Below are 14955 nucleotides of genomic sequence, written 5' to 3'. Positions count from 1 at the left end.
TGGAGATGAACGCCATCAAGCGTTAGCCCGTATTACGCATTCCCGCCGCGACCCCGGCAATGGTCACCATGAGTGCCTGCTCCACGTACGGGTCCGGCTCCTCACCGTTGATGTCCTGCAGGCGGGAGCGGTGCAGCAGCTCGGCCTGCAGCACGTTCAGCGGATCGGTATAAACGTTGCGCAGCGCGATGGATTCAGCGATCCATGGCAGGTCAGCCATCAAATGCGCATCGTTGGCGATGGTCAGCACCGCTTTGATATCGGAAGCCAGCTGGTCGCGCAGCTGCCTGCCCAGTGGCCACAGAGTGTGATCCACCAGCCGCTGATCGTAATATTCGGCCAGCCACAGGTCCGCTTTGGCAAATACCATTTCCAACATGCCCAGACGCGTTGAGAAGAAGGGCCAGTTGCGGCACATGGCCTCCAGCTGATCCTGATGGCCCGCCTGCATCGCTTTTTGCAGCGCTGCACCGGCACCCAGCCATGCTGGCAGCATCAGGCGGTTTTGCGTCCAGGCAAAGATCCAGGGTATCGCCCGCAGCGACTCCACTCCGCCAGTGGGGCGCCGCTTGGCCGGACGGGAACCCAGCGGCAGCTTGCCCAGTTCCTGCTCCGGCGTAGCCGAACGGAAATAGGGCACAAAGTCGGCGTTTTCCCGCACGTAGCCCCGATACATCTCGCATGAATCCGCGGAAAGCTGATCCATAATGCTGCACCAGGCGGCTTCCGGCTCCGGCGGTGGCAGCAGGTTGGCCTCAAGGATTGCGCCGGTATACAGCGTCAGGCTACTGATGGTGACTTCCGGCAGGCCATATTTAAAGCGGATCATTTCACCCTGCTCGGTGACGCGCAGGCCGCCTTTCAGGCTGCCCGGTGGTTGGGAAAGCAGTGCCGCATGGGCCGGTGCACCACCACGGCCAATAGTGCCGCCGCGTCCGTGAAACAGCGTCAGCGCGATGCCCGCCTTTTCACAGGTTTTGATCAGCGCATCCTGTGCCTGATACTGCGCCCAGCTGGCCGCCATCACGCCCGCATCTTTTGCCGAGTCGGAGTAGCCAATCATCACCATCTGCTTGCCTTTGATAAAGCCGCGATACCAGTCGATATCCAGCAGCTGACGCATCACGTCGTTGGCGTTGTTCAGGTCGTCCAGAGTTTCAAACAGCGGTGCGACCGGCATGGCGAAGGGGATACCCGCCTCTTTAAGCAGCAAATGTACTGCCAGCACGTCGGAAGGCGTTTTCGCCATGGAGATAACGTAAGCGGCAATGGAGCCTTTCGGCACTTCCGCCGCCACGCGGCAGGTATCCAGCACTTCCTGCGTCTCGGCGCTCGGCTCCCACTGACGCGGCAGCAGCGGACGTTTAGAGGTCAGCTCACCGATCAGGAATGCCTGTTTATCGGCTTCCGACCAGCTGGCGTAGTCGCCCAGGCCTAAATAGCGGGTGATTTCCGCAATGGCGTCGGTATGGCGTGTGCTCTCCTGGCGCAGATCGATGCGCACCAGCGGCACGCCGAAGCATTTGACGCGGCGCAGCGTATCCAGCAGCTGGCCGTTGGCGATAATGCCCATGCCGCAGGCCTGCAATGACTGATAACAGGCGTAGAGCGGATCCCAAAGCTGCTCGTTAGAGATCAGCAAATTATCGGGACGGGCAGGCCGCTCGCCCTTCAGACGGCATTCCAGATAGGCCTGAGTTGCCAGCAGCTGGGCGCGCAGGTTTTTCATGATTTCGCGGTAAGGTTCCAGCGCCTCCGGATTGCCGCACAGTTCGCGGACGTCTGGCGTACATTCCGACATCGATAGCTCGGAAACCAGCACGGCGATATCGCGCAGGAACAGATCGGTGGCTTTCCAGCGGCTTAATTGCAGCACATGGCGCGTAATTTTAGCCGTCACATTCGGGTTGCCGTCACGGTCGCCGCCCATCCATGACGTAAACGTCACCGGCACAAAGTCCACCGGCAGCTTTACGCCAAACGACGCTTCTACCTGTTCGTACAGCTCGCGCAGAAAGGCCGGAACGCCTTCCCACAGGCTGTTTTCTACTACCGCAAAGCCCCATTTAGCTTCATCGACCGGCGTCGGACGATATTTACGGATTTCGTCCGTATGCCAGGCCTGCGCAACCAGCTGGCGCAGGCGGCGCATAATCTGCGATCGGTCGTAGTCAGAAAGATCGTTGTGATCCAGCTGCTTCAGACAGCTGTTGACCTCAACCAGCTTGTGGATCAGCGTGCGGCGGGTAATCTCCGTCGGGTGCGCCGTCAGGACCAGTTCCAGAGACAGGGATTCAATAGCCTCGCGAATGTTCGCTTCGGTCAGATTGGGCTGTTGCTTCAGGCGTTCAAACGTTTTCGTCAATAGTTCCTGATGACTGGCGCCTTCGCCTTTGGGGGAAATAGTGTGGTACTGCTCGGCAACGTTGGTCAGGTTCAGAAACTGGCTGAAGGCACGCGCAACCGGTAACAGTTCATCATTGGATAGATTTTGCAGCGTGGTAAGCAGCTCTTTACGGTGGGCATCGTTTCCCGCGCGGGACGACTTGGAGAGTTTACGGATGGTTTCCACCCGTTCCAGGATGTTCTCGCCAAGCGCATCCTTAATCGTATCCCCGAGGAGTTTGCCGAGCATACTGACGTTACTTCGCATTGCGGAATATTGTTCGTTCATATGACCCCTGACCGTTATTTTTATCACTCTCTACCGTCGCCGGTATAACATTGCCTTTTATCTAGCCACGTTCCCTGCCATCCGTCAATTGACTTAAACGCGCACGAACCTGTGGCTAACTAGCGGTAATTTAAGAAATTTAACAAGGGTGTAGCGGGATAAGTTATTCTTATCGTGAAACAGGGAATAAAGCCGGGGTAAAAGGCCTTTTAACCAGCCAAATGCCCCGCGTTTCACTCAGTGATAACAAAAATGCTGCACAACCTGCGTAATGAGCTCGCGGGTAGGTTTAATAAACGCGGTATCAAGATATTCATCCGGCTGATGCGCCTGGTTAATCGATCCCGGCCCTAAGACTAACGTCGGGCAGATCTCCTGAATAAACGGCGCCTCTGTGCAGTAGTTCACGATGCTGGTTTCCGTCCCCAGCAGCTTTTCCACGACTTTCACCAGCCGATGGTCGGCAGGGCATTCATAACCAGGGATGGGCGGATGCAGCTGACTGACGTTGACGCGGCCGGGCCAGCGTTCGCTGACGGGGGTCAACGCCTCGTTAATCAAGCCCTCCAGTTCGTTTAGGGTCATGCCCGGCAGCGGCCGTAGATCCATATGCAATTCACAACAGGCACAAATGCGGTTAGCGGCATCACCCCCGTTGATGTGACCAAAATTCATGGTGGGATAAGGAATGGCGAAGCCGTCGTGGTGATAACGTGTTTTCAACGTATTGCGCAGCGCCATCAGCTGCGTAATCGATTCATGCATCAGTTCAATGGCGTTGACGCCGCGTGAAGGATCGCTGGAGTGGCCGGACTGGCCCTCAATGCGGACAACGTTCGACATGTGTCCTTTGTGCGCGTGTACCGGTTGAAGCGAGGTGGGCTCGCCGATAATGGCGCAGTCGGGCCGCACGGTGGCGTTTTCAGAAAAATATTTCGCACCCGCCATTGAGGTTTCTTCGTCGGCCGTTGCCAGCACGTAGAGCGGTTTCGTCAACTTCTTCACGTCAACATCGCGCAGCGCATCAAGGATAAAGGCGAAGAAACCTTTCATATCGGCGGTCCCCAGGCCATACAGCTTGTTATCGTGCTCGGCCAGCGTAAAGGGATCGCGCGTCCAACGGCCGTCGTCGAACGGTACGGTGTCGCTATGACCGGCCAGCAGCAGGCCGCCAGCGCCGTCGCCAGTCCGGGCCAGCATATTAAATTTATGGCGCGTGCCGGGAACCGGCTGGACTTCCACCTCAAAGCCGAGATCGCGAAACCAGCCTGCCAGCAAACTGATTAAAGCTTCATTACTCTGATCCATCGCGCTGTCGGTGGCGCTGATGGACGGCGTGGCAATCAACTCACGGTAAAGCTCAATAAAAGGCGGTAATTTTGTCTTCACTGTTGACAGTCCTTGCGTTAGGATAGTATCAATATTCATGCATTAATAGTGAATAAAAATACATTAATGGCGTGGGGATGGAAACCAAATTTCCTGCATATCCGGCGCTAACCGCGTGGGAATACGGCGTAAAGCCGTCGCCCCCAACCCGAGACCGTTATAAGGTGCCCGATGTTAAATACGCTGATTGTTGGTGCCAGTGGCTATGCTGGCGTAGAGCTTGCGACTTACCTGAATCGTCACCCTCAGGTGAACATAACCGCTTTAGCGGTATCGGCGCAAAGCCCTGACGCAGGAAAATTGCTGTCCGATCTGCATCCACAGCTGAAAGGGATTATGGACATCCCGCTGCATCCGCTGGCGAACGCGGCGGAGTTCGCCGACAAAGTGGACGTCGTCTTCCTGGCGACGGCGCACGAAGTGAGCCACGATCTGGCGCCTGAATTCCTGGCCGCTGGCTGCGTGGTATTCGATTTGTCCGCGGCGTTTCGTGTTAACGACGAAAGCTTCTTCACCGACTATTACGGCTTCCCGCATCAACATAAAGCCTGGCTGGAAAAAGCCGTTTATGGCCTGGCGGAATGGCAGCAGAACCCATTAAAAGAAGCGCAGCTGATTGCCGTGCCGGGCTGCTACCCGACCGCCGCCCAGCTGGCACTGAAGCCGCTGATTGAAGCGGATCTGCTGAACGAAGCGCAGTGGCCGGTCATCAACGCCACCAGCGGCGTCAGCGGCGCGGGGCGCAAAGCGTCCGTTACCACCAGCTTTTGTGAAGTCAGCCTGCAGCCCTACGGTATTTTCACCCATCGGCACCAGCCGGAAATCGCCGCGCACCTTGGCGTACCGGTCATCTTCACGCCGCACCTGGGCAACTTCCCGCGCGGTATCCTGGCGACCACCACCTGTCGGCTGAAAGCAGGCGTGACACGTGAGGACGTGGCGGAAGTTTTCCATAACGCCTACCACGATAAACCGCTGGTGCGTGTCTATGATAAAGGCGTGCCGTCGATCAAAGGCGTGGTTGGCCTGCCGTTTTGTGATATTGGCTTTGCGGTGCAGGGTGAGCACGCGATTATCGTCTCGGCAGAGGATAACCTGCTGAAAGGCGCGTCATCGCAGGCGGTGCAGTGTATGAATATTCGTTTCGGTTTCCCGGAAACGCAGTCGCTTATTTAATCAGTGAGAAAGCCCATGACCAATCCTTTAATTATTAAACTCGGCGGCGTGTTGCTGGATAGTGAAGAGGCGCTGGCCCGCCTGTTTGACGCGCTGGTAGCGTACCGCGAAACCCACCAGCGGCCACTGCTGATCGTTCACGGCGGCGGCTGCCTGGTCGACGAACTGATGAAGAAGCTGGCGCTGCCGGTGAAAAAGAAAAATGGCCTGCGCGTAACGCCAGCCGATCAGATCGATATCATTACCGGCGCACTGGCGGGCACCGCCAATAAAACGCTGCTGGCCTGGTCGAAAAAACACGGCATTGATGCCGTTGGCCTGTGCCTGGGCGACGGCGGCAGCGTTAACGTGGCGGCTTTTGATGAAGAGCTGGGGCATGTAGGGCAGGCGACGCCTGGCAACCCTAAACTCATTAATATGCTGCTGGACGCAGGCTTCCTGCCGGTGATCAGCTCTATCGGCATTACTGAAGACGGTAAGCTGATGAACGTCAATGCCGATCAGGCTGCTACCGCGCTGGCCTCGACGCTGGGCGCCGATCTGGTCCTGCTTTCCGACGTCAGCGGCATTCTGGACGGCAAAGGCCAGCGCATTGAAGAGATGACTGCCGCACTGGCGGAACAGCTGATCGCGCAGGGCATCATTACTGACGGCATGATTGTTAAAGTTAACGCTGCGCTGGATGCCGCCCGCACGCTGGGCCGCCCGGTGGATATTGCCAGCTGGCGCCATGCCGAGCGGCTGCCAACCCTATTTAACGGCGTGTCGATTGGCACCCGGATCCTCGCTTAACCGGTTCAAGGAAAAGACAATGCAAGATAAAAGCATCAAAAAAATCGTTCTGGCTTACTCTGGCGGTCTGGATACCTCCGCGATCATTCCATGGCTGAAAGAGAACTATGGCGGCTGTGAAGTGGTGGCTTTTGTGGCCGATATTGGCCAGGAACGTGGCGATCTGGAAGGTGTTGAGCAGAAAGCGCTCCAGTCCGGCGCTTCCGAGTGCCACGTAGTGGATCTGCGTGAAGAGTTTATCAGCGATTATGTCTATCCCGTGCTGCAAACCGGCGCGCTGTATGAAGGCACTTATTTGCTGGGTACGTCAATGGCGCGTCCAATCATCGCCAAAGCGCAGGTGGAACTGGCACTGAAAGTTGGCGCGGATGCGCTGTGCCACGGCGCGACCGGTAAAGGTAATGACCAGGTGCGTTTCGAAACCACCTACACCGCGCTGGCACCGCAGCTGAAAGTCGTCGCGCCCTGGCGTGAGTGGAACCTGCGTTCCCGTGAAGCGCTGCTGGACTACCTGAAAGAGCGCAATATTCCGACCACCGCGTCGCTGGAAAAAATCTACAGCCGTGACGAAAACGCCTGGCATATCTCTACCGAAGGCGGCGTGCTGGAAAGCCCATGGAACGCGCCGAACAAAGATTGCTGGGTCTGGACTGTCGATCCGCTGGAAGCACCGGACCAGCCTGAGCAGGTGACGGTATCCGTCGAGAAAGGCCGCGTGGTTGCCGTAAATGGCGAGGCGCTGAGCCCGTTCGGCTGTCTGGAAAAACTGAATGTTATCGGTGCTAAGCACGGCGTAGGCCGTATTGATATCGTGGAAAACCGTCTGGTGGGCATTAAGTCTCGCGGCTGCTACGAAACCCCTGGTGGCACCATTATGGTCAACGCGCTGCGGGCGGTTGAGCAGCTGGTTCTGGATCGCGATAGCTTTAAATGGCGCGAGCAGCTGGGGCATGAGATGTCCTACGTGGTGTACGACGGCCGCTGGTTCGCCCCGCTGCGTAAATCTATCCAGGCCGCAGCCGAATCGCTGGCGGAAGAAGTCAACGGTGAAGTGGTGCTGCAGCTCTACAAAGGGCAGGTAACGGCTACCCAGAAGAAATCCGCTAACAGCCTCTATTCAGAAGAGTTTGCTACCTTCGGCGAAGACGAAGTGTATGACCATCGTCACGCGGGCGGCTTTATCCGTCTGTTCTCACTCTCTTCACGTATCCGTGCACTGAACGAGAAAAAGTAAACCGGTAGTTTGCCGGGTGTAATCAGGCGGCGCAGGCCGCCTTTTGAAAAAACTCAACGAATTTAAGGGAGCACTGACATGGCACTTTGGGGTGGACGGTTTACTCAGGCAGCAGATCAACGTTTTAAACTGTTTAATGACTCGCTGCGCTTTGACTATCGTCTGGCAGAGCAGGACATTGTCGGATCCGTAGCCTGGTCCAAAGCCCTGGTGACGGTCAACGTGCTGACCGCAGAAGAGCAGCAGCAGCTGGAAGGCGCGCTGAACGTGCTGCTTGAAGAAGTGCGCGCGAATCCACAGCAGATTCTGGAAAGCGACGCGGAAGATATTCACAGCTATGTGGAAGGTCGTCTGATTGAGAAAGTGGGTGCGCTGGGCAAAAAGCTGCATACCGGGCGCAGCCGTAACGATCAGGTGGCTACCGATCTGAAACTCTGGTGTAAAGCGCAGGTCAGCGAGCTGCTGAGCGCCACGCGTCAGCTGCAGCAGGCGCTGGTGGCAACGGCGGAAGCGAATCAGGATGCGGTCATGCCGGGCTATACCCATTTGCAGCGCGCCCAGCCGGTGACCTTTGCACACTGGTGCCTGGCTTATGTAGAGATGCTGGCGCGTGATGAAAGCCGCCTGCAGGATACACTGAAACGTCTGGACGTCAGCCCACTGGGCTGCGGCGCGCTGGCCGGCACGGCTTACGAGATTGACCGCGAGCAGTTGGCCAGCTGGCTGGGCTTTGCTTGTGCCACGCGCAACAGCCTGGACACCGTTTCCGACCGCGACCACGTGCTGGAACTGCTCTCCGACGCCTCTATCGGCATGGTGCATCTTTCGCGCTTTGCTGAAGATCTGATTTTCTTCAATACCGGCGAATCTGGCTTTGTAGAGCTGTCCGATAAGGTCACTTCTGGCTCTTCACTGATGCCGCAGAAGAAAAATCCCGATGCGCTGGAGTTGATCCGCGGCAAGTGTGGCCGTGTCCAAGGCGCGCTGACCGGCATGATGATGACGCTGAAAGGCCTGCCGTTGGCCTACAACAAAGATATGCAGGAAGACAAAGAAGGGCTGTTCGATGCGCTGGATACCTGGTCAGACTGTCTGCATATGGCGGCGCTGGTGCTGGACGGCATCCAGGTGAAGCGTCCGCGCTGCCAGGAAGCGGCAGAGCAGGGCTATGCCAACGCGACCGAACTGGCTGATTATCTGGTGGTTAAAGGCGTCCCGTTCCGCGAAGCACACCATATCGTAGGCGAAGTGGTGGTAGCGGCCATCGGCAAAGGTGTGGCGCTGGAAGCGCTGAAGCTGGAGGAGTTACAGCAGTATAGTGAGGCGATTGGTGCGGATGTTTATCCCGTTCTGTCGTTACAGTCCTGTCTGGACAAGCGCAACGCGAAGGGAGGCGTGTCTCCCCATCAGGTGTCGCTGGCTATTACTGACGCGAAAAACCGGCTGGCGTAAGCCAAAAAAAGGCGGGCATCAGGCCCGCCAACGTAGTTTCGACTTATCTTATTAATTTTAGGCACATAAGAGGGCGGGCAGTGGCTCGCCTTCTTAATTCTCAGGCTAAAAAGAACTGTTCCAGATCGTCGCTGCCGCCGATGTGGCGTCCACCGATGAAGACCTGAGGAACGGTTGCACGACCGGTGACGGCGCGCAGGCTAACGGTGGTAGCATCCTGACCCAGCACGATTTCTTCGTACTGAATACCACGATCCAGCAGCATCTGCTTGGCTTTAGCGCAGAACGGGCAGCCCGGTTTGGTAAACAGCGAGACGGACTCCTGCACCTTAAATTCCGGCGCCAGGTAGCGCAGCATGGTATCGGCATCAGAGACTTCAAACGGGTCGCCCGGCTTGTTTGGTTCAACAAACATTTTCTCTACCACGCCGTTGCGAACCAGCATGGAGTAGCGCCATGAGCGTGGACCAAAGCCCAGATCCGCTTTCTCGACCAGCATTTCCATGCCGCGAGTGAAATCGCCGTTGCCATCCGGGATAAACGTAATGTTGTTAGCATGCTGATCGGCTTTCCACGCGTTCATAACGAAAGTGTCATTGACCGATACGCACAGAATGTTGTCCACGCCATGTTTTTTGAAAACGTCTGACAGCTCGTTATAGCGCGGCAGATGGCTGGATGAACAGGTTGGCGTGAATGCGCCTGGCAAAGAGAACACGATGACAGTTTTGTCTTTAAACAGCTCGTCAGTCGTGACGTCTACCCAGCTGTCGCCCTGACGTGTGTGGAACGTGACCTGTGGGACTGACTTACCTTCCTGACTTGCAAACATAAACTACCTCTTAATTAGGTGACTCATCTCTCGAACGGGGGACATTATTACCATCTGCACTTGATAGGGCTAATCGTTGATTGCTATCCTATCTATCGCCACGAACTATCGTGGCTCGGAGGAAAAGATGAATATTCGCGATCTTGAGTATCTGGTAGCGTTGGCTGAACATCGGCATTTCCGACGGGCAGCGGATTCCTGCCACGTCAGTCAACCTACGCTCAGCGGGCAGATCCGCAAGCTGGAAGATGAACTGGGCGTTATGCTGTTAGAACGCACCAGCCGTAAAGTCCTTTTCACTCAGGCTGGCCTGTTGCTGGTCGATCAGGCGCGCACCGTACTGCGCGAGGTCAAGGTACTGAAGGAGATGGCCAGCCAGCAGGGCGAGGCCATGTCCGGGCCGCTGCATATCGGCCTGATCCCAACCGTGGGACCTTACCTGCTGCCGCAAATTATCCCGACGCTGCATAAAACGTTTCCCAAGCTGGAGATGTATCTGCACGAGGCACAAACGCAGCAGCTGCTGGCCCAGTTGGACAGCGGCAAGCTGGACTGCGCAATCCTGGCTTTAGTGAAAGAGTCAGAAGCCTTTATCGAGGTACCGCTATTCGATGAGCCGATGAAGTTGGCGATCTATCAGGATCACCCATGGCACGATCGCGATCGCGTCCCGATGTCGGATTTGGCGGGGGAGAAGCTACTGATGCTGGAAGACGGCCATTGCCTGCGCGATCAGGCTATGGGCTTCTGCTTCCAGGCCGGGGCGGACGAAGATACGCATTTTCGCGCGACCAGTCTGGAAACGCTGCGCAATATGGTGGCGGCAGGCAGCGGCATTACGCTACTGCCCGCGCTGGCCGTGCCGAAAGAGCGTGTACGGGACGGCGTCTGTTATCTGCCCTGCTATAAGCCGGAACCGCAGCGCACTATCGCGCTGGTTTACCGGCCCGGCTCGCCGCTGCGCGGCCGCTATGAGCAGCTGGCAGAGGCGATCCGCACCCATATGCAGGGTTATATGAGCAACACGTTAAAACAGGCGGTTTAGCCCGTTTAGCGCAGCCACCCGGTAGGCTTCGGCCATGGTGGGATAGTTAAAGGTGGTATTCACGAAGTATTCGATCGTGTTGCCGCCGTTTTTCTGCTCCATGATGGCCTGGCCGATATGAATGATTTCGGCAGCGCGTTCGCCAAAGCAGTGGATCCCGAGGATCTCTTTGGTTTCACGGTGAAAAAGGATCTTCAGACTGCCGACATTCATGCCCACAATCTGCGCGCGTGCCAGATGCTTAAATTGTGCGCGACCCACTTCGTACGGCACCTTCATAGCCGTCAGCTGCTGCTCCGTTTTACCGACTGAACTGATTTCCGGAATGGTATAGATACCGGTTGGGATATCTTCAATCAGGTGTGCGTTCGCTTCGCCTTTCATCAGCGCCTGTGCAGCGATGCGGCCCTGATCGTAAGCGGCGGAAGCCAGGCTCGGATAACCGATCACATCGCCAACGGCATAAATATGCGGTTGAGCGGTTTGATACATGCTGTTGACCTTCAGCAGGCCACGTCCGTCTGCTTCCAGCCCGACGTTTTCCAGCCCCAGCTCGTCGGTGTTCCCGGTACGGCCGTTGGCATACAGCAGACAGTCGGCTTTCACTTTTTTGCCGGACTTCAGGTGCATAATAACGCCATCGCTAACGCCTTCGATTTTCTCGAACTCTTCGTTATGGCGGATAACAACGCCGCTGTTCCAGAAGTGATAAGAAAGCGAATCGGAAATCTCCTGATCGAGGAACGCCAGCAGGTGATCGCGGGTATTAATCAGGTCAACTTTTACGTTCAGACCACGGAAGATCGACGCATATTCACAGCCAATCACGCCCGCACCATAAATAATGACGTGGCCAGGTTCATGATGCAGATTGAGAATAGAGTCACTGTCGTAAATGCGCGGATGGGTAAAATCTACGTCTACCGGATGATAAGGACGTGAGCCGCAGGCGATAACAAATTTTTCCGCAGTCAGTCTTTCCACGCTACCGTCATGCGTAACAATTTCGATAGTGTTGGCATCCACGAAACGGGCATCGCCCTGATACAGCTGGCAGCGGTTGCGCTCGTAAAAACCCTGGCGCATGCGCGTTTGCTGGCTGATAACGTTTTCCGTATGGTTCAGGATATCCGCAAAAGATGAGCGCAAAAGGCGAGTGTGGTCGCTATAAAGCGGATTTTGATTAAATTCAATAATGCGGCTGACGGCGTGGCGTAGCGCTTTTGAGGGGATAGTTCCCCAGTGGGTACAACCGCCGCCGATATTGTGGTAGCGCTCGATCACGGCAATACGGGCGCCTTGTTTGACCAGGCCCATCGCCGCGCCTTCGCCGCCGGGGCCGGAACCAATAACAATGGCGTCATAATCATAAGACTGTTGCATACCAATACGTCCTATATTCTTATACAAATTTTCAACTTTATTCTAACATCTCGTGAGCGGGTTCCCAATTTTAACTGTTCGATTTGCCATTTATTGACAAAGTGAAGGGTTAACAGGCGTTCACAAAGTTGATACCGCTGTACGCTGAAAAGTTTGATATAGTGCAAATCTGGCAGTCAAAACAGGCACAAACATGACAAACATGGGCGTCAGAGCACAGCAAAAAGAACGGACACGGCGGTCGCTGATCGAAGCGGCATTCAGCCAGCTGAGTGCCGAACGCAGTTTTGCCAGCCTGAGCCTGAGGGAAGTCGCCAGGGAAGCGGGCATCGCCCCGACGTCCTTTTATCGTCATTTTCGCGACGTGGATGAGCTTGGGCTGACAATGGTGGATGAGAGCGGCCTGATGCTGCGCCAGCTGATGCGACAGGCGCGCCAGCGTATCGCTAAAGGCGGCAGCGTGATCCGCACCTCGGTCTCCACCTTTATGGAGTTCATCGGTAACAACCCCAATGCTTTCCGCCTGCTTTTGCGTGAGCGCTCCGGTACTTCAGCCGCGTTTCGCGCCGCGGTAGCCCGCGAAATCCAGCACTTTATCGCTGAACTGGCAGACTATCTTGAAATTGAAAATCGTATGCCGCGCAGCTTTACCGAGGCGCAGGCGGAGGCGATGGTCATTATCGTTTTTAATGCCGGGGCCGAGGCGCTGGATATTGACGTGGCGCAGCGACGCCAGCTGGAAGAGCGGCTGGTATTGCAGCTACGTATGATCTCGAAAGGCGCTTACTACTGGTATCGACGCGAACAGGAGCGGCTGGCGGTGTCGTCAGGCTCCCATGATTAGGAGAGTGAGATGAGTTTAGCGACTGGCCGGGATAAGGGCACGCTGCTACTGGCCTTTCTGACCGGACTATCTATTAACGGTTCGTTTTCAGTGCTGTTTAGTTCGATAGTCCCATTTTCTGTTTTCCCGCTTATCGCCCTGGGCCTTTCCGCCTGGTGTTTGCATCAGCGCTATCTTAACCGCGCAATGCCGGACGGAATGCCTTCCCTCGCCGCTGCGTTTTTCCTGCTGGGTATTCTGGTTTACAGTGCGATTGTCCGGGCAGAATATCCGGAGCTTGGCTCTAACTTCGTGCAGACTATTTTAATGGTTGCGCTGATCTTCTGGATTGGCCTCAAGCTGCGGGCGCGCAGGGGCGGTTAACGTCCGGCGGTACAGTGAACAGCAACAAAAAGAGCGATGCCGGGCATCGCTCTTTTTTATTTAGCGCCGCGTCAGCAGCACGCCGCATTCCATATGATGGGTATAGGGGAACTGGTCAAACAGCGCCAGACGTTCAACATCATGGGTAGCGGAAAGCGTGGCCAGGTTGTCACACAGCGTCTGCGGATTGCAGGAGATATAAAGGATGCGCGGGTAAGCCTGCACCATTTTTACCGTTTCTTCATCCAGCCCGCTGCGCGGGGGATCGACAAAAATAGTTTCACACTCGTAGCTGCTGAGATCGATGCCTTCCAGACGGTTAAACTGACGCGTGCCGTTCATCGCCTGAGTAAACTCTTCTGCGGCCATGCGAATAATCTGCACGTTCTCTATATGGTTAACGGCAATATTATACTGAGCGGAAGCCACAGAAGGTTTGGCAATCTCGGTCGCCAGTACGCGCCGGAAATTGCGTGCCAGCGCTAAAGAAAAGTTACCGTTACCGCAGTACAGCTCCAGCAGATCGCCGCTGGCGTCCCTGGTCACGTCAAGCGCCCACTCCAGCATCTTAATGTTCATCGCCGCGTTCGGCTGGGTAAAGCTGTTCTCCACCTGACGATAAATAAGCTCTTTTCCGGCTACCGGCAGGCGCTCATCCACAAAATCCTGATCCAGACAGATTTTCGTTTTGGTTGCGCGACCAATCAGATGCAGATCGAAGCCTTCCGCCCGTAGCTCGTCACGCAGGGCCGTGGCAGCCTGTTGCCATTCGTCCGTCAACGCACGGTGATAAAGCAGGGAAACGACAATCTGCTTGCTCAGGGTAGAGAGGTAGTCAATCTGGAACAGCTTATGGCGCAGTACCGGCTTATCGCGAACGGCATCCATCAGGCGAGGCATCAGCTGATTAATCAGTTCGCTGGCTGCCGGAAAACTGTCGACCCGGATACGCTGGCGCGTCTGCTGGTCAAAAATAATATGATAAAGGTCGTCGCCATCGTGCCAGATCCGAAACTCAGCGCGCATACGATAGTGGCTGACTGGCGAACGAAAGACTTCAACGTCCTGAGCGGTAAAAGGAACCATCAGCGTTTGCAGACGGCCTACTTTCTCTTCCAGTTGGGCGTCGTAGTGTTCGATCGGCAGCTGTTCGGGAGTCATGGTCTTTCCTGGGTTAAGGGCCTTAAAAACCCTGCGATTGTAGGCATCCGTCGCACAATGTCCAGCGTTGTCCGGTTCTGGCGGCGTTTGGGCGCGCAAACGTCTGGATCGCCGTAGGCGTTAAACATAAAATGCGCTGCCGGCCTTTCAATAAGTTAAAAGGGAATCCAGTGCAAAGCTGGAGCTGACGCGCAGCGGTATGGAATGTCGTCGTGGGTGCCAGACACTGTGTTAATACGGGAAGTCTGCACCGTTTCATGATTCCGAGCCCGAAGACCTGCCGGTGATTACGTCGCAACTCTTACGAGCGCGTGCTTTCTCGTATGCCTGCGGCATCTGCCTGATTTACCGGATGCTTTGACACCATGATAACAACACCGAAGCTGTTCGCCTTCAGCGCTACGGCACTTTCCCTCTGGGCGCAATATGGTTTTGCGCAGGATGCCGAAAGCACGTTGGTCACTACCGCAAACCGTTTTACACAACCCGTTTCTTCCGCACTGGCGCCCACCACGGTGGTAACGCGTGAGGAGATAGATCGCTGGCAGTCGAAAAGCATTGCCGATGTCATGCGTCGCCTGCCGGGCGTGGATATTGCGCGAAACGGCGG

General features: G+C 56.0%; 13 protein-coding genes and 1 riboswitch. Of the genes, 8 read left to right on the top strand and 5 right to left on the bottom strand.

Annotated features, from left to right (window positions below; genetic code table 11):
* Positions 1-22: 22 nt before the first annotated feature.
* Positions 23-2674: a phosphoenolpyruvate carboxylase gene (gene ppc / locus RTK32_RS01965; RefSeq protein WP_312041852.1), complete on the bottom strand. Its 2652-nt coding sequence runs from the start codon at positions 2672-2674 to the stop codon at positions 23-25.
* 237 nt (positions 2675-2911) lie between these two features.
* Complete coding sequence (argE, locus tag RTK32_RS01960; protein WP_312041851.1) at positions 2912-4063, bottom strand: acetylornithine deacetylase; 1152 nt, start codon at positions 4061-4063, stop codon at positions 2912-2914.
* Between the two features lie 171 nt (positions 4064-4234).
* Between argE and argC the strand changes: the two genes are divergently transcribed.
* The 4 genes from argC to argH all read left to right on the top strand — a co-directional run bounded on the left by argC (position 4235) and on the right by argH (position 8717).
* Positions 4235-5239 (top strand): N-acetyl-gamma-glutamyl-phosphate reductase, encoded by a 1005-nt coding sequence (gene argC / locus RTK32_RS01955; RefSeq protein ID WP_312041850.1) that lies wholly within the window; start codon positions 4235-4237, stop codon positions 5237-5239.
* 15 nt (positions 5240-5254) lie between these two features.
* The gene (argB, locus tag RTK32_RS01950; protein ID WP_312041849.1) at positions 5255-6031 is read left to right on the top strand and encodes an acetylglutamate kinase; all 777 of its coding nucleotides are present in this window, start codon (positions 5255-5257) and stop codon (positions 6029-6031) included.
* A 19-nt stretch (positions 6032-6050) separates the two neighbouring features.
* Positions 6051-7265 carry an argininosuccinate synthase gene (locus tag RTK32_RS01945; protein ID WP_312041848.1) on the top strand — a complete coding sequence of 405 codons (1215 nt, stop codon included), beginning with the start codon at positions 6051-6053 and terminating at the stop codon, positions 7263-7265.
* Between the two features lie 78 nt (positions 7266-7343).
* Positions 7344-8717, top strand: coding sequence for an argininosuccinate lyase (gene argH, locus RTK32_RS01940; protein ID WP_312041847.1), 1374 nt, complete (start codon positions 7344-7346; stop codon positions 8715-8717).
* A gap of 100 nt (positions 8718-8817) precedes the next feature.
* Here the strand turns inward: argH and RTK32_RS01935 are convergent, their stop codons facing one another.
* Entirely contained in the window at positions 8818-9549 is a 732-nt protein-coding gene (locus RTK32_RS01935) for a glutathione peroxidase (RefSeq protein WP_125290556.1), read from the bottom strand.
* Positions 9550-9676: 127 nt separating this feature from the next.
* Between RTK32_RS01935 and oxyR the strand changes: the two genes are divergently transcribed.
* The gene (gene oxyR / locus RTK32_RS01930) at positions 9677-10594 is read left to right on the top strand and encodes a DNA-binding transcriptional regulator OxyR (protein WP_312041846.1); all 918 of its coding nucleotides are present in this window, start codon (positions 9677-9679) and stop codon (positions 10592-10594) included.
* Here the strand turns inward: oxyR and sthA are convergent.
* Positions 10577-11977, bottom strand: coding sequence for a Si-specific NAD(P)(+) transhydrogenase (gene sthA / locus RTK32_RS01925; protein ID WP_312041845.1), 1401 nt, complete (start codon positions 11975-11977; stop codon positions 10577-10579). The two genes, oxyR and sthA, sit on opposite strands and share 18 nt — an antisense overlap.
* 202 nt (positions 11978-12179) lie before the next feature.
* Here sthA and fabR point away from each other — a divergent pair, with 202 nt between their 5' ends.
* Together fabR and RTK32_RS01915 are read left to right on the top strand one after the other, a co-directional pair.
* Entirely contained in the window at positions 12180-12821 is a 642-nt protein-coding gene (gene fabR / locus RTK32_RS01920) for an HTH-type transcriptional repressor FabR (protein ID WP_312041862.1), read from the top strand.
* Between the two features lie 9 nt (positions 12822-12830).
* Entirely contained in the window at positions 12831-13184 is a 354-nt protein-coding gene (locus tag RTK32_RS01915; RefSeq protein WP_312041844.1) for a YijD family membrane protein, read from the top strand.
* A gap of 60 nt (positions 13185-13244) precedes the next feature.
* Here the strand turns inward: RTK32_RS01915 and trmA are convergent, their stop codons facing one another.
* Entirely contained in the window at positions 13245-14345 is a 1101-nt protein-coding gene (trmA, locus tag RTK32_RS01910) for a tRNA (uridine(54)-C5)-methyltransferase TrmA (protein WP_312041843.1), read from the bottom strand.
* A gap of 123 nt (positions 14346-14468) precedes the next feature.
* Positions 14469-14645, top strand: a riboswitch (cobalamin riboswitch).
* A 65-nt stretch (positions 14646-14710) separates the two neighbouring features.
* Between trmA and RTK32_RS01905 the strand changes: the two genes are divergently transcribed.
* On the top strand, positions 14711-14955 hold a 245-nt coding region (locus RTK32_RS01905; protein WP_312041842.1), incomplete at its 3' end, for a TonB-dependent receptor plug domain-containing protein.

It is taken from the genome of Erwinia sp. (assembly GCF_031978025.1).
Taxonomy (GTDB): domain Bacteria; phylum Pseudomonadota; class Gammaproteobacteria; order Enterobacterales; family Enterobacteriaceae; genus Erwinia.
The sequence above is the reverse complement of the archived record's forward strand: the minus strand, read 5'-3'. Positions and strand labels throughout refer to the sequence as shown.

Excerpts from the sequence above, each read along its gene's own strand:
- ppc (WP_312041852.1), bottom strand. The coding sequence starts at position 2,674 with ATGAACGAACAATATTCCGCAATGCGAAGTAACGTCAGTATGCTCGGC.
- argC (WP_312041850.1), top strand. The coding sequence starts at position 4,235 with ATGTTAAATACGCTGATTGTTGGTGCCAGTGGCTATGCTGGCGTAGAG.
- argB (WP_312041849.1), top strand. The coding sequence starts at position 5,255 with ATGACCAATCCTTTAATTATTAAACTCGGCGGCGTGTTGCTGGATAGT.
- RTK32_RS01945 (WP_312041848.1), top strand. The coding sequence starts at position 6,051 with ATGCAAGATAAAAGCATCAAAAAAATCGTTCTGGCTTACTCTGGCGGT.
- argH (WP_312041847.1), top strand. The coding sequence starts at position 7,344 with ATGGCACTTTGGGGTGGACGGTTTACTCAGGCAGCAGATCAACGTTTT.
- RTK32_RS01935 (WP_125290556.1), bottom strand. The coding sequence starts at position 9,549 with ATGTTTGCAAGTCAGGAAGGTAAGTCAGTCCCACAGGTCACGTTCCAC.
- oxyR (WP_312041846.1), top strand. The coding sequence starts at position 9,677 with ATGAATATTCGCGATCTTGAGTATCTGGTAGCGTTGGCTGAACATCGG.
- sthA (WP_312041845.1), bottom strand. The coding sequence starts at position 11,977 with ATGCAACAGTCTTATGATTATGACGCCATTGTTATTGGTTCCGGCCCC.
- fabR (WP_312041862.1), top strand. The coding sequence starts at position 12,180 with ATGGGCGTCAGAGCACAGCAAAAAGAACGGACACGGCGGTCGCTGATC.
- RTK32_RS01915 (WP_312041844.1), top strand. The coding sequence starts at position 12,831 with ATGAGTTTAGCGACTGGCCGGGATAAGGGCACGCTGCTACTGGCCTTT.
- trmA (WP_312041843.1), bottom strand. The coding sequence starts at position 14,345 with ATGACTCCCGAACAGCTGCCGATCGAACACTACGACGCCCAACTGGAA.